We start from the raw sequence: 14,114 nt of genomic DNA on the forward strand, positions 1-14,114 counted from the left end.
AGAGTATTAAGATAGTATCTTGATCCTGTTGAGAGTTTATAAAAAGCAACCTTGCAGAGCCTGGTTGCTTTTTTGTTATTGGAACGAATAAAAATGATGAACGTGAAAGCAATGCGTGGCGAGCTTTACCTCTTGTGTGCCACTTTACTGGCAGGGGTAGGATGGATTGCATCTAAGCTTGTGGTCATGGAAATGCCGGGACCTGTGTTCATTGGTGTGCGTTTTGTTGTCGCGAGCCTGATTCTACTGCCATTCTGTATTCATCATATTCGCAATCTCTCATTTAAGCAGATCCTGTCATTGTGCGGTGTCGGCTTACTCTTGTCTGCCTCACTTCAGGTGTGGGTGTTTGCGGTTTCGGTAACGGAGAGTTTATCGGAAGGGGCATTTATCATGAGCCTCGCGATGATCATTGCGCCATTCGTCTCTTGGGTTCTGTTTCGAGTAAAGCCTAATCGCGCATTTTGGATGTCATTCCCTATCGCGATCCTTGGTATGTTACTGCTTACCCTCACCAATGGTTGGCATGTTGAACAAAGTCAGATCTACTTCTTGTTGGCTTCTATGTTGCTATCCATTCACTTTGTGATGAACAAGCGTGTGATCACCAATATTAAGCCTATCGCATCAATCTGTGTGCAATTGTTTGTTGTGGGTGTGAGTGGTTTAGCCTTTGCTTCTATGACAGCTCAGCCGGAGTTCGAAATCACCAAAACCTTAGTGTTCTGGTTTATCGTATCTGCGGTGATCGCAACGTCTATTCGTTACTTGTTGCAAACGGTCGGTCAGCACTCCGTGAACATGGAAGTGGCGGCATTGATCATGATTCTTGAGCCAGTGTGGACATTGTTACTGAGTGTCAGCATGTTGGGTGAAACAGTTGAGGTACAAAAGCTGGTCGGTGGAGCGGTGATCATTGCTTCGCTGTTTTGCTATATCAAATGGTCGCGGAAAAAATAAACCCTCGTTCAGGGCGAGGGTCTTATTCAGTTTCTAAGTGGTTACTTTAGCGTGAGCTATTGATCTAGACAGCTGCGACCATTTTTTTAAGTAAACCGATCATCTGTTGCTGCTCTTTTGCATCAAGCGAGGCCATTAGCTCTTCATTCAACTTCACAGGGATGGGTATTAACACTTCTTCAAGTGCTTTACCTTTCTCTGTTAGGTAGATTCTAAAAGAGCGGCGACTGTGTGGATCTACTCTACGCTCTACCAGTTCAAGCTTTTCCAACTTATCTAATGTTCGTGTTGTCGTTGAGTTTTCTACTTTCGACTTAGCGGCAATATCACGCTGGGTAACGCCTTCTTCTTCCCATAAACACATCAAGGTTGGCCACAATGCGATGCTTAAGCCGTGTTTCTTTAGCTCAAGGTCGAAATCTTTGGTCGCTTTGTTGGCGATAACATTGATCATCCATCCAAAACTATTCTGTCTATCAAACTCTTCTGGCATTGGTTAGCCCCTAATTCTTATGACATAACAACTATTGTCATCGTAACTAATACCGATGCAATTAGCACCAACAATGCTTTTCTATTTGATGAGAAAGCCAATTGAGTGCCATTTCCGGAATGAGCGGTAGATAACGATTGATTTTGTTTGCCTGTGATCATAGCGAGCACTAAAGGCTTTGAACGCAGTTTGTAGGTCAAGATAGCCAATAAATGCAGTGCTACAAAAGCGATTAACATACGTGCGGCAATAGTATGAGCTGTGCCGAGTAGGTCAAAAACATCGTCTGTGATGATGATTTCTGAATATGGCAATGTGTCGAAGAACCCAGCTATCGCTAGGCCAGTTATGCATTGGGCGAATAAGGTTGTAATCATCCCCACAACCATCCAAGCACCTAGAGGATTATGCCCCGGCTTAGGTTGAACTCGGTCTCGTAAGTACAGCCAAGCAGATCGAGGTGAGCTCATAAACTGCGAAAAACGGCTGGTATCGCTACCAATCATTCCCCAGACCAAGCGCCAAAGAATCAAACTAAACAGTGCTAGCCCTAGATAAATGTGTGGGCCATTGCCACTAAAGCCTGATGCCGCTAGACCAATGAATAGTGTGGCTTGTAGCCAGTGGTACAGTCGAGTCGGTAGATCCCAAATTTTCATTGTTCAATTTCCTGCTTGTCATTTTTCAAAGTGAGGTTAATTTACACAACAATAGTTGCGCGCGCAACTGTTGTTGTGTAAATTAAATGCATCTCATCGATTCCCGATTGAAAGATCAACAAATCAACCGACCAATGAACAGGAGTGACACTATGAAAAAACTGACTATCGCTTTACTTATCGCCGCGCCAGTAATGGCTATTGCTGCAACTGAAGTTGTGAATAATCGCCAACAGGCTTTCAGCTCAATTGAAAAACTCAATAAACAAGTGTCTTCAGAATTAGGAAACCGAAATACAGATTGGAAAAAGGTTGAGGAGTTAAGTGAAATGTTGGTGGAACATGGTGATGTCTTGAACGCGAGTTTTGCTGAAGCTGATACAGGAGGTAAGGCCAAGAAGGAGGTTTGGAGCAAGCCTGAGAAATTTAACCAACTGATGTTGCAGATGAATCAAGGCTTTGCAGAGGTTTACCAAGCGAGTGTTGAACAAGACTTGTTGAGTGCAGAGCGAGGGTTAACTTCTGCGAATAAGACGTGCAAAGGATGTCACCGTACTTATCGTTCTCGTTGGTAACGATTCTAACAACGAGCTTTGAATATAGGTGGTAAAGTCGACCCCTTACCACCATAGTCCTATCGCGCAGCCTTCTTTTCTTTGTGCAATCAATTCGAATGCACTAGGGGCGGGAAAGTACGTGAGTGAATTAGTCGCGAACAGTGACTTTAGTAATCACAATATCTTCGCAAGGTACATCTTCATGTCCCCAACGAATGGTCGTTGGCGCGGCTGCGATCTTGTTTACCACATCCATACCTGCCGATACTTTACCAAATACAGCGTAACCCCAGCCTGCGTTGGTTGTTGAGGTGTGATCGAGGAAATCGTTGTCATCAAGGTTGATGAAGAACTGTGCCGTTGCAGAATGTGGTGCATCAGTACGAGCCATCGCTACAGAGCCAATCACGTTCTTTAAGCCACGGTTTGCTTCGTTGACGATGGGTGCGCGAGTTGGTTTTTCTGTCATGTCGATAGTGTGCCCACCACCTTGAATCATGAAACCTTCAATAACACGGTGAAATGTCGTGCCTTCGTAGAAGCCATCTTGGCAGTATTTAAGGAAGTTTTTCGATGTTACTGGCGCTTTTTCAAGGTTCAGTTCAATTTCAATGTCGCCAAAGTTTGTGGTCAGAATGATCATAAAGGTCCCAATATTTGAGTGTTAATACTTTGAAGGCTACAGCACAGTGGTTAGCTTATTTGAGTGCAGTATATGAAAAATTGTGGAGGATGCCAGTTAACAATGCTTCCCAAGCGGATTTATGGGAATGGTGAGTGGCTAGGGAGACTTCATATATAAGAAAGCCAGCGATGAATCACTGGCTTTGAGATGAAAAACGGACTTAGAGCGTTAGTAGGTAATTCACTAGTTGGTTGTACTCTTCGTAGCTCTTGATTTGATCCGGTTTCACGATGTATTTGTTGTTAACCAGAACTCCAGGAACACCTGTTAGTGTGCTTTGCTCAAACTCTTTATCGAAACGTTTTTGCATCGAGTTCACTGCAAAGCTGTTGTATGCTGCATCAAACTTCTTCGCATTGATACCGTTATCAATGAAAACGTCACGCAGTTCTGCTTCATTTTTTGGTGTTTGTTGCTTCTCATGGATCTGAGCAAACATGGCAGGAACCATGCTTTCTTCAGCGTCTAGCGCAACCATGGTCGCGTAAGCCTTCGCCATTGGCACTGCCATGTTGTTACCCATAAAAGCGACGTGCACTTTTTGGAAGCTTGCTGACTTTGGCAAGTCTGCTTTTAGGTACTTAATGACCCCTTCAAACTTGTAACAATGTGGGCAGTAGAAAGAGAAAAATTCGGTAACGACAGGCTTGTCGGCCTTTGCTACATCAAGGATTTTGTAGTGCGTGCCTTCTTCAAATTGTGCGGCGTTTACTGAAGCGCTTAAGAGTAGAGCAGCAAAGAGGCTAAATAGTTTTTTCATGTGTTAATTTCCTAAATTCGGATGTCATTTGATACAGCAAAAATGCTGTTATAACTTGGTGGCAGAGATTGCCAAACAGGGACAAACGATTAGGAAATAGGGGGGCGGTATGGCGCTTGTGGTGCAAAAATCGCTTTGTGCGAAGATTCTTTTTCTATCAGTGCCAGTGATTCAATCTGCGGTTCGAAAGATTCAGAAACGATAAGTGGTGGCATTTTCAGTAGACAGACCGATCCACAGCAGTGGTGCTCAACGTTGGATTGTACGCTGGAAAAAGGTGTTGGGGCGCTCTCTACAGAACTGATGTTAGAAGCAGAGAAAGATAAGCTATTGGCAGAAGTTGATTGAGCTTGGGGGGCTTGCAGAGCATTGCTGCTCGCGATGCTGTCCACACTAATGGTGGCCATTAGCATAGCGAAGAGCATGAAAGCGTGTACCCAAATTTTGTTAATCAACTTTGGCATCAATTCTTAGTCTTGGTATATGAACGTGTGTTGGTGCGAATAAAATTGTGCAACCGCTAACCGTAAAATAGGTAAAGTGCAAACGTTCCGATAATACACGACTTGTTTCAGCATCTCTAATCAAACCCGATGAAACTTGCCAGGGTTCTATTTTTGTTTGACCTATCAAGGTGCGCTGCATTCGTTAATTTTACCTCAATCCGTGTATTGATAATTAGGGAGCAGCTGTTGAATCGCTTTGCAATGGACTGCGGGTATCATAGAATCGAAAACGTATGCGAATTTTATTGATATCAACGGAAGAGAATAAACAATCAATGAGTAGTATTTTAGAGTGTATTCGTACAGTTGGACGAGGAGAAAGAGGGCGTAAGCCTTTATTGTTCGAACAAGCCTACCGCATCATGGATGAGTATTTAAGCGGAGAAGTCGGCGACGACCAAATGGCTATGCTACTGATGCTGATTCGTGTGCAGAATGAAACCAATGAAGAGATCGCTGGCTTTGTAAAAGCGTTTCAATCTCGAGTGCCAGATTTAGGTGCTGATATTGATTGGCCGTGTTATGCAGGTAAGCGTAACGATAACGCCAGTGGTAAACCTTGGAACTTGCTGGCAGCAAAAATCCTCGCTGACAGTGGTTATAAAGTCTTAATGCATGGCTACATGGACAAACCGAGCGGTAGGACACACGTTGAAAGCCATTTGCAAGATGTTGGTGTGCAAAGTGCAGAGAACCCTGAACATGCTAAGTCGATTCTTGAACAAGACGGCATTGCTTATTTACCGCTAGCTAACTTTGCTCCCGAAGCGCAAACCATGATCGGTTGGAAACACCGTTACGGATTAAGAACACCAATTAACACGGTAGTTCGAGCATTGAATCCCGGTGGTGGTCGTTTAGGTCTGCGTGGTAGTTTCCATCCTGGCTTCCCACAACTTCATGCGGAAGTTGAGCATGTCATTGGCAATAAATCCCACTCGGTGATTTCATTCAAAGGGATGAACGGTGAGTCGGAATATAATCCTAAAGTTAGCCAAACGGTGTGGATGAGCTCTCCTGATAAAGTCGAGTCGTTCTACTGGGAAGAGATGATGAACTTAGAACTGCCACTTCCTCGTCAATGTGTACTTGGTACGTCGACTGAAGAGATGGCGCTAATGGCGAATACCGTTGTCGACAGCATGACAGCTATTCTCTTTGCAGAAACGCACGATAAAACTGAGGCATATCAGAAAGCGGTGCGCTTGTGGCATGAGTATTGTGCGCGTTAGATGATGGTTTTTAACCAATCAGAGAAGGTCAGCGAGCGCTGGCCTTTTTTATGTTTGGGCATTAGCAAAGGGCTTTTTGCTAATGCCCAAACAATAGAGCTACTTCACTCGCATCAATCGATGCATTTTGTCTTCGAACTGAATCTCAATGACTTGTGAAATTTTCATTTTCTCAACTCGTTCAAGCATTACTGCTTGATAGGCTCGCTTCTTCATCCACTCTAACGGTTCTTTAAAGCCATCTTCATTAATCACAAATGACTGATCGGTAATAGAGTCTTCAAAGATATGAACCACCCAAATGCGTGATTGGAAATCCAATAACTCGCTAAAGTAGCTTTTTAACTTAGATAAGGAGTTAGAGAGATACGTTCGAGAAGACATAGTAAACCGTATTTAGACAATGAAAATCGGCAAGGGCACCGTCTGATCATTATAGCCTTTACCCGTTAGGCTTGTCAGGGCGAATTCGGCAGCCATTATGGCTAATGCTAATGCTAATGCTAATGCTAATGCTAATGCTGCTGTGGCTGCCAGTTCGTGATTAACCAAACCAGTGTCGGACTCACTATTTTACGAATAGGCCGAAGTCGATCTCTTGCTCTCTTTGATACTTCACCAGCTTCACTTTTAGGTCGTGTTTTGCTGCTAAGTCAATGGCTAAGCACGACATGCGTTTTATCTCATCAACGCAGCTTGAAATAAGCGGTTTTTCTTGATTATCTATAGTGGCGATGAGTGTGTTTTCTGTGCCGTCGTTATCTGCATAAACATACGCGTACATGTTGTTGTCGTGTTGCATAAACTTCCTAAATCCGGATTTCTAATTATTAGTGCGGAGAAGATTACAGGGTTTATCTACTCAGGCTAGTTCGGCTAAGTAAGGTTAAGCAAGGGAAAGTAAGGCTTTGTAAGGGCTCTTTTTTTTCCTTTTTTCTGGTGGTCTAAAACGTGCTCAAGCCTTTGTTTGTCTCGCTTTGTTGTCTTGTTAGGTTTTGCCTATCAATAAAATTGTTGAAATCCATTTAGTAAAATCAAGATTTTAGACAACAATTAACTTAACAAGATAGAAAAATATATAACGCAAAGTATTTAGGGAGAACGCAATGCATTCTATTAAAGTGAAAGATTACATGACGCAGCAGGTTGTGACATTTACTCCTGATATGCCGTTAAGTCTAGCGTTAGACAAAGTGATGCGTAGCCACCACATGGGTGGACCCGTAATCGATGATAACGAACAAGTGATAGGCTTCCTTTCTGAGCAGGATTTACTCGAGAAACTTGTGAAGGTCAGTTACTTCTGCCAAGACACACACCTTGTGGGTGATTGCATGCACCAAGAAGTACTGTCGGTGTCACCTGACTTATCCATTATTGAATTGGCGGACATGATGCAGGTGGGCAAACCTAAAGCATACCCTGTAATCGATAATCGAAAACTGGTGGGTATGATCACCAGAACCGATGTTTTGAGAGCAATCGGCAAGAACTTGGAAGAATGCTTCAAACATCAGGTATAGTAGCGTGTTAAGAACGATTATTTTTCTCAATACCCTCAATTGAAAAAAGGCGCACTAGCGCCTTTTTTATGTATAGCACTTTTCTTGGTCGATCCTTTCTTTGTGGATCCCTAGCCTGTTGATTAGTTGATTAGTTGATTAGTTGATAGGGCTTTAGCTCTTGGGTATTCCAACTTTTGGAGGTTTCATGTCAAATCAAACGGCAAAGTTTGTTGAAGGTTCAACGATGCGCCACATATTGGTGATGTCGGGGGCTGGCTCTGTCGGTTTGATGGCGTTATTTGTGGTTGATTTACTCGACATGTTGTTTATCAGTATGCTCGGGCAGGTCGAATTGGCTGCTGCGGTAGGCTTTGCAGGTACGCTGACTTTTTTCTCTACCTCTGTTTCGATTGGTACTTCCATTGCCATGGGCGCATTAGTGTCCAAAGCCATCGGCTCAAAGAATCAAGAACACGCTCGAAACCTAAGCACCAGTATCATGTTGACTGCGTTTGTTATCAGTTCCACCGTAACGGCAATCATGTTCGCTTATATTCCAGAGCTGCTAGCCGCGATAGGCGCCAAAGGCATTGCAGCCGAGCGTGCTCAAGCTTACCTACAGATTTTGTTGCCAAGTGGTCCATTTTTGGCGTTGGCGATGGCCGCGGGTGCGGGCTTGAGAGCGGCGGGCGATGCGAAACGTTCGATGTGGGCGACTTTGTCAGGCGGTATTGTTAACGCGATTCTCGATCCTCTGTTTATTTTTGGTTTTGGTTGGAACATCGAAGGGGCAGCTATAGCTTCGGTTGTTGCTCGCTTCTCGGTGCTGTTCTTCTCGCTTTATCCTCTGATTCGCAGCCATCAGCTGGTGGCTCCACCTTCGTTTGTGCAATGGCGCCTTAATATTCGACCAATATTGGCGATTGCGCTGCCTGCGATTATCACCAATACCGCAACGCCTATCGGTAATGCGATTGTGACGACAGGTATCGCACAATATGGTGAGGATTTTGTCGCGGGCTTTGCCGTGATCGGTCGTCTAACACCGGTTTGTTTTGCGGTTATCTTTGCCTTGTCTGGCGCTGTGGGACCAATCATTGGTCAGAACTTTGGTGCAGAACGCATGGACAGAGTTAAAGAAACACTCAATAACTCATTGCTGGTGACGACACTTTATACCATTGCCGTTTGTATTCTGTTGTACTTCGTTCAAGGTTATGTCGTTCAAGGCTTTAGCTTACAAGGTGATGCGGCCGTTATTGTTGCTGCGTTTTGTACTTATGTAGCGCTGACCTTCACCTTTAACGGCGCACTGTTTGTTGCCAATACCTCCTTTAATAATCTAGGTAAGCCTCTTTATTCAACGGCGTTGAACTTAGGCAAAGCGACGTTAGGTACTCTGCCGTTCGTTTATCTAGGTTCACAATGGTATGGCGCTTTGGGTGTTCTCTATGGTCAAGCCTTTGGTAATGTTCTGTTCGGGATTTTAGGTATTTTGGTACTTCGACATCATATTGCTGAGTTAATGCAGGGCTCTCAAGTTGATCCAGTGGAAGATGATGTGTCGATTGTCAGCTTGAACACTCAGCCATTCTGTTCACACGATGCGGTTCTTATTGATGATGTATCGGCGAACCGTGAAGAGTGTGCGGAGCTTAAATCTCAGTAAGCCATCGGCGCTGGCATAATATTTTTGTTTTCTTGATAACTTCTTCTTGACCTTGGAGTAGCCTCCAAGGTTTATACTTTTGATGAACTTAAGGTTCTGTTGCTCGTGAGTCAGCAACAACCTCAAGGCTTTTGAGTATTAAGGAGATACATTATGTGCGCAAAACATGCAGCGTGCCGCTCAACAAAAGTGGACGTTCAACCTCAAGCGGTGGGAGCTGGTTGCTCTAGCCCTAAAATTTCCAGCATTACGGCAGCAGGTACTTCATCTGGCTGTTGTAGTTCTTCTTCTGCGGCTCCTTCATCGTCAGGGGATGATTGTTGTAGTTCGGACAGTGGAGAAGAGGACAGTCAGTCCTTACCCTCATCTTTCGACGCTCAATTTTCGAAAAGTTGGTTGGTTGCCGGAATGGACTGCCCAGCTTGTGCAAGAAAAATAGAAAACGCGATCAGCAATATTGACGGTGTTATTCAAGCGAAGGTTCTCTTTGCTACCGAAAAGCTGGTTGTGAAATTCGATAATGAAAGCCTTGCCGACACCATTGAACAGGTCTCTATTAAAACGGGTTTCCCTCTTACGGAAGTCGGTTCAAAGAAAGAAAAACAACAACCTGAGACTTTTTGGCAAGCTCATATCCAACCTAATTTACAGATTATCGCGATTGCAGCGGCAATGCTGTTTGCTGCGCTTCTGAAAAGTACCTCTCCTCAATTAAGTGAAGGCTTGTTTACGGTAACTTGTTTGCTTGGTTTATATCCGGTGGCGAAGAAAGCGGTTCAGTTGGCACGCTCAGGTACACCGTTTGCTATTGAAACCTTAATGAGTGTTGCCGCACTGGGTGCTTTGTACCTGGGTGAAACCGCGGAAGCGGCGATGGTTCTATTATTGTTCTTGATTGGTGAGCGCTTAGAAGCGTTTGCTTCATCTAGAGCAAGAAGTGGCGTTCAAGCGTTAATGGCATTGGTACCAGAAAATGCAACTAAGATTATCAACGGTGAACGTGTTGAAGTAGCAGTCAGTGAACTGGTTCCTGGTGATGTGATTGAAGTGGCTGCGGGTTCTCGTTTACCTGCTGACGGTCAATTGATTACAGACGCGGCGAGCTTTGATGAAAGTGCGTTAACCGGTGAATCTGTTCCTGTTGAACACACCGAAGGTAACAGCATTATGGCTGGTGCCGTCGTCGTGGACAAAGTGGTTCGTATAACCATCACTTCAAAACAAGGTGAAAACGCAATCGACCGTATTCTTCACTTGATTGAAGAAGCAGAGTCTCGTAAAGCACCGCTGGAACGTTTCCTTGATAAGTTCAGTCGTTGGTACACGCCATTGATGATGGTGGTGGCTTTACTCGTTATTATCACGCCACCACTGTTGTTCGCTCAACCTTGGGAAACATGGGTATACCGTGGCCTAGCGTTATTATTGATTGCTTGTCCGTGTGCGTTAGTTATCTCGACGCCAGCAGCGATTACTTCTGGTTTAGCGGCAGCAGCGAAACGTGGTGCACTAATTAAAGGCGGTGCAGCACTGGAGCAGCTTGGTAAAATCCAAACTATCGCCTTCGATAAGACGGGCACACTGACCGAAGGTAAGCCTCAGGTTACGGATATTCAGCCTCTTTCGGGTTGGCAACAAGATGCGATGCTGCGTGTGGTTGGTGCAATTGAAGTTGGCTCTACTCACCCATTGGCGCAATCACTTGTCGCTAAAGTAAAAGATCTGAATATTGAGATTCCTGAATCACACAACAAGATCGCACTTATCGGTAGTGGTGTTGAAGGTGATGTTGATGGCGTTAAGTATCAGGTTCTGTCACCGTCTAAAATAGCGTTCGATCTTGGTGCCGATGTGGTTTCTCAGGTAGAAGCATTGGAAGGCGAGGGCAAGACGGTTGTGGTTGCTCTTGAGCTTAAAGATCAAGAAGAATCAAAAGAGCAAAATACGACAGTGATTGGTCTGATTGCTTGGCAAGATACGTTACGCAGTGACGCTAAGCTTGCGATTGAACGACTCAATGATTTGGGTATTCAATCTATCATGCTGACTGGCGATAACCCGCGCAGTGCAGCAGCGATCAGTAGCAAGATTGGTATGCAGTACAAGGCAAGCCTATTGCCAAGCGACAAGGTATCTTACGTTGAAGAGCTGTCTCAACAGTCGCACGTGGCGATGGTCGGTGATGGCATCAATGATGCGCCAGCAATGAAAACGGCGAATGTCGGCATCGCGATGGGTGGTGGTACGGATGTCGCTTTGGAAACGGCGGATTCAGCGCTGACTCATAACCGTTTAACTGAGCTGCCAGCGATGATTGAACTGTCGCAAGCGACCATGAATAACATCCGTCAAAACGTAGCCCTTGCGCTTGGTTTGAAGGGCGTATTCTTGGTGACAAGCTTGTTAGGTATTACTGGCTTATGGGTTGCAGTGTTAGCGGATAGTGGTGCAACTGCATTGGTGACATTGAACGCATTGCGTCTGCTTCGATTCAAGTCTAAGGCGGATTAAGTTCAGATCTCTGACATAGATTATGTCTTATTCAAAGCGACGAATATAGAAAGCGTCTAATCTAAAAAGCGCCTTTAGCGGTAATACGTTAAAGGCGCTTTTTGTCTCATTAGTATGCAACATAGGTATACGGATTACTTATTTTTGTGATGCCAATCGGTTTTTTGTGAAACTTGAATTCTTGTTGCGATCATTCGTGTGACATGCGTCACTTCATTTTGTAATGAGCTTGGTTAGAGTGTGTTCGTACCCCACGAATTTACTATGAGCTTAAATAAGGGTAAAAAGCCCAATAAGCCAAAAGGAGCGAACTATGTCTCAAGCTGTTTTCCACTTAGGTGTTACTGAAGCAGATCTTAACGGTGCTACTCTTGCGATCATCCCTGGTGATCCTGCTCGTGTGCAAAAAATTGCAGAAGAGATGGAGAACCCAGTATTTCTTGCTAGTCACCGTGAATACACGCTTTATCGCGCAGAGCTAGACGGCAAGCCAGTTGTTGTATGTTCAACAGGTATCGGTGGCCCATCTACTTCTATCGCTGTAGAAGAGCTTGCTCAACTTGGTGTTCGTACTTTCCTACGTGTTGGTACTACTGGTGCTATCCAACCTCACGTAAACGTGGGTGACATGATTGTTTCTACAGGTTCTGTTCGCCTAGACGGCGCTAGCCTGCACTTTGCTCCAATGGAATTCCCAGCAGTTGCTGACTTCGAAGTGGCAACAGCGATGAAAGCAGCGGTTGAAGAATCAGGCGCAGCAGTTCACATGGGCGTAACGGCTTCAAGTGACACTTTCTACCCAGGTCAAGAGCGTTACGATACGTTCTCTGGTCGTGTTGTTAAGCGTTTCCAAGGTTCTATGCAAGAATGGCAAGACATGGGCGTTCTAAACTTCGAGATGGAATCTGCAACGCTGCTAACTATGTGTGCAAGTTCTGGTCTGAAAGCAGGTTGTGTTGCGGGTGTAATCATCAACCGTACTCAAAAAGAGACGCCTGATCACGACACACTAAAAGTAACAGAAGCGCGTTCAATCAAAGTAGTTGTAGAAGCTGCTCGTAAAATGCTTTAAGTTGCAAAAAAGATTTAAGTCTTAAACTGACTGCAAATTTTGAAAATGGCCGTATCGAATGATGTGGCCATTTTTTATGTGGCAGAGAAAGTGGACAAGAAAAAGTATCAGATACAAAAAAGGCGAGTGACTTAATCGTCATTCGCCTTTTTAACAATCTGCTTAAGAGCATTTAGCTCTCATGAGTTTATTTGTTTTTAGTACTCTAGATCTTCACTACCACCCGCAGCCGTAAACCATGCCGTTAGGTGTGTTTTAAGATCTTTCAATTCGTCAGGGCCAATCAATGCAAGGCCAAGATCTTCTGCTCGTGTGATGTCGTTATGGCGAAGAGGGCGGAAGCTCACTAACATTGCACGTGCTTGTAGGCCACCCAATAGGTCTCTAAGCGATTCCAGTTTGTACAAGGTGTCATCACCATCGTCACGCATACCTTTGGTCTTACATTCGATGATGTGCAGCTTATTGTTCACCACTGAGGCAACATCAAGCTCGTTACGAACTTCTCGTTCACCCAGTTGACGGTATACCTGAACATTCAAAGAACGATCTTGAATGGTCGGCATGTCATCTTGGATTTGTTTCACTGTGCTGTGAACCAGAGTCTCCAGCCATTCACCGTTTGAGAAGCGGCGTGCGTCTTCATTAGCAAAAGTTAAAATACCATTGTCGTAAGTCGCAATCTTCGCTTCAACTAAATCGCTCAACAGCATGTTCAGTTCACGGTAACCTTGTTGCTTCTCAGAGAGACCAACATCAAGCTTCTGTTCTTTACGGCAGGTCGTTGCAAGGTAGTTTAATGTCGCAAGGCCTGGGCCCAATTCTAACGCGTTACTTGCCCAACGTTCACCCAGTTCATAAAGTTTCTGATCAAGTTGCGGAGATAGCTGAACATCGCTGAACTCGCCACGAGCCCCAAATACCGTTAGGTAGTCGTCGATAGTAATGCGGTCTTGAACTTGTGCGTCTTCTTTTCCGTTCGGGTACAACCAGCACAGCTTGTCACTGTTTGGTTCAACCACGAAGATTGGCCAGTGGTAAGTACGGAATACTTCGTACACCGAAAGTAGGCGGTGACGCAGGCCACAACTAGCGTTGAGCTTCACTTCTTGACCGCGAGCTTTGAGGTCTTCGGCAAGAGTTTGGATAGATTCTTTGATTACAGATGTGTTTACGATGGTCGGAATTTCGAAAAACTCACTGGTAATGTCGCGCTTCTGTAAAACGCTGTCTAAACGTTTGTACATACTGACTTGATTCTTGTCGCCGATAAACACGATGTGAGTGCTGACCGTTCGGTTATCAAGTAAAGGGGTGAGCAAGCGAATAGGGTCTTGATCGATAATGCCAACATGAACAGCCATATAAATTCCTTAATAGCGGCTCGCTCATAAAGGTGAAAGAAAAAACGGGAAGCAGCAAGCCTTAATAATCATATAATGACAAAGCTCATAAAAAACAAGGGCAACCCTTGATAAAAGTTGCCCTAGCTCAATTAGTTACCA

The 14,114-nt window shown here is 44.6% G+C and carries 15 protein-coding genes; 7 read left to right on the plus strand and 8 right to left on the minus strand.

The window, feature by feature from the left end:
* Positions 1 to 93: 93 nt before the first annotated feature.
* Positions 94 to 960, plus strand: coding sequence for a DMT family transporter (locus tag CWO27_RS06910; protein WP_057621756.1), 867 nt, complete (start codon positions 94 to 96; stop codon positions 958 to 960).
* Between the two features lie 64 nt (positions 961 to 1,024).
* Here CWO27_RS06910 and CWO27_RS06915 read toward each other — a convergent pair whose 3' ends face one another.
* Together CWO27_RS06915 and CWO27_RS06920 are read right to left on the minus strand one after the other, a co-directional pair.
* On the minus strand, positions 1,025 to 1,453 hold the full coding sequence (locus tag CWO27_RS06915; protein WP_048658261.1) for a MarR family winged helix-turn-helix transcriptional regulator: 429 nt from the start codon (positions 1,451 to 1,453) through the stop codon (positions 1,025 to 1,027).
* 17 nt (positions 1,454 to 1,470) lie between these two features.
* Entirely contained in the window at positions 1,471 to 2,112 is a 642-nt protein-coding gene (locus tag CWO27_RS06920) for a cytochrome b/b6 domain-containing protein (RefSeq protein WP_107898749.1), read from the minus strand.
* Between the two features lie 152 nt (positions 2,113 to 2,264).
* Between CWO27_RS06920 and CWO27_RS06925 the strand changes: the two genes are divergently transcribed.
* Entirely contained in the window at positions 2,265 to 2,687 is a 423-nt protein-coding gene (locus tag CWO27_RS06925; protein ID WP_107898750.1) for a c-type cytochrome, read from the plus strand.
* 130 nt (positions 2,688 to 2,817) lie between these two features.
* Here the strand turns inward: CWO27_RS06925 and CWO27_RS06930 are convergent, their stop codons facing one another.
* The 3 genes from CWO27_RS06930 to CWO27_RS06940 form a co-directional block, all read right to left on the minus strand.
* Complete coding sequence (locus tag CWO27_RS06930; RefSeq protein WP_048658268.1) at positions 2,818 to 3,312, minus strand: peptidylprolyl isomerase; 495 nt, start codon at positions 3,310 to 3,312, stop codon at positions 2,818 to 2,820.
* Between the two features lie 202 nt (positions 3,313 to 3,514).
* The gene (locus tag CWO27_RS06935) at positions 3,515 to 4,114 is read right to left on the minus strand and encodes a thiol:disulfide interchange protein DsbA/DsbL (RefSeq protein ID WP_102432615.1); all 600 of its coding nucleotides are present in this window, start codon (positions 4,112 to 4,114) and stop codon (positions 3,515 to 3,517) included.
* Between the two features lie 89 nt (positions 4,115 to 4,203).
* Positions 4,204 to 4,578: a hypothetical protein gene (locus CWO27_RS06940; protein WP_102432614.1), complete on the minus strand. Its 375-nt coding sequence runs from the start codon at positions 4,576 to 4,578 to the stop codon at positions 4,204 to 4,206.
* A 287-nt stretch (positions 4,579 to 4,865) separates the two neighbouring features.
* Between CWO27_RS06940 and CWO27_RS06945 the strand changes: the two genes are divergently transcribed.
* A complete protein-coding gene (locus CWO27_RS06945; protein ID WP_258185093.1) occupies positions 4,866 to 5,852 on the plus strand; it encodes a glycosyl transferase family protein in 987 nt (328 codons plus the stop codon).
* 99 nt (positions 5,853 to 5,951) lie between these two features.
* On the opposite strand, the gene CWO27_RS06950 is transcribed toward CWO27_RS06945, so the two are convergent.
* The gene (locus CWO27_RS06950) at positions 5,952 to 6,236 is read right to left on the minus strand and encodes a hypothetical protein (RefSeq protein WP_107898752.1); all 285 of its coding nucleotides are present in this window, start codon (positions 6,234 to 6,236) and stop codon (positions 5,952 to 5,954) included.
* A gap of 184 nt (positions 6,237 to 6,420) precedes the next feature.
* Positions 6,421 to 6,654 (minus strand): hypothetical protein, encoded by a 234-nt coding sequence (locus tag CWO27_RS06955; RefSeq protein ID WP_107898753.1) that lies wholly within the window; start codon positions 6,652 to 6,654, stop codon positions 6,421 to 6,423.
* Positions 6,655 to 6,958: 304 nt separating this feature from the next.
* Between CWO27_RS06955 and CWO27_RS06960 the strand changes: the two genes are divergently transcribed.
* From CWO27_RS06960 to udp, 4 genes are all read left to right on the plus strand, one after another.
* Entirely contained in the window at positions 6,959 to 7,375 is a 417-nt protein-coding gene (locus CWO27_RS06960; RefSeq protein ID WP_048658272.1) for a CBS domain-containing protein, read from the plus strand.
* A gap of 187 nt (positions 7,376 to 7,562) precedes the next feature.
* Positions 7,563 to 9,026 (plus strand): MATE family efflux transporter, encoded by a 1,464-nt coding sequence (locus CWO27_RS06965; RefSeq protein WP_107898754.1) that lies wholly within the window; start codon positions 7,563 to 7,565, stop codon positions 9,024 to 9,026.
* A gap of 153 nt (positions 9,027 to 9,179) precedes the next feature.
* Positions 9,180 to 11,537, plus strand: a complete 2,358-nt coding sequence (locus CWO27_RS06970) for a zinc/cadmium/mercury/lead-transporting ATPase (protein WP_107898755.1) — start codon at positions 9,180 to 9,182, stop codon at positions 11,535 to 11,537.
* A 313-nt stretch (positions 11,538 to 11,850) separates the two neighbouring features.
* Positions 11,851 to 12,609, plus strand: coding sequence for a uridine phosphorylase (udp, locus tag CWO27_RS06975; RefSeq protein ID WP_017632176.1), 759 nt, complete (start codon positions 11,851 to 11,853; stop codon positions 12,607 to 12,609).
* A gap of 197 nt (positions 12,610 to 12,806) precedes the next feature.
* On the opposite strand, the gene CWO27_RS06980 is transcribed toward udp, so the two are convergent.
* Entirely contained in the window at positions 12,807 to 13,973 is a 1,167-nt protein-coding gene (locus CWO27_RS06980; RefSeq protein ID WP_048609362.1) for a DUF1887 family protein, read from the minus strand.
* Positions 13,974 to 14,114: the final 141 nt, after the last annotated feature.

The sequence above is a fragment of the Vibrio sp. 10N.286.51.C3 genome, assembly GCF_003050065.1.
Classification (GTDB): domain Bacteria; phylum Pseudomonadota; class Gammaproteobacteria; order Enterobacterales; family Vibrionaceae; genus Vibrio; species Vibrio crassostreae.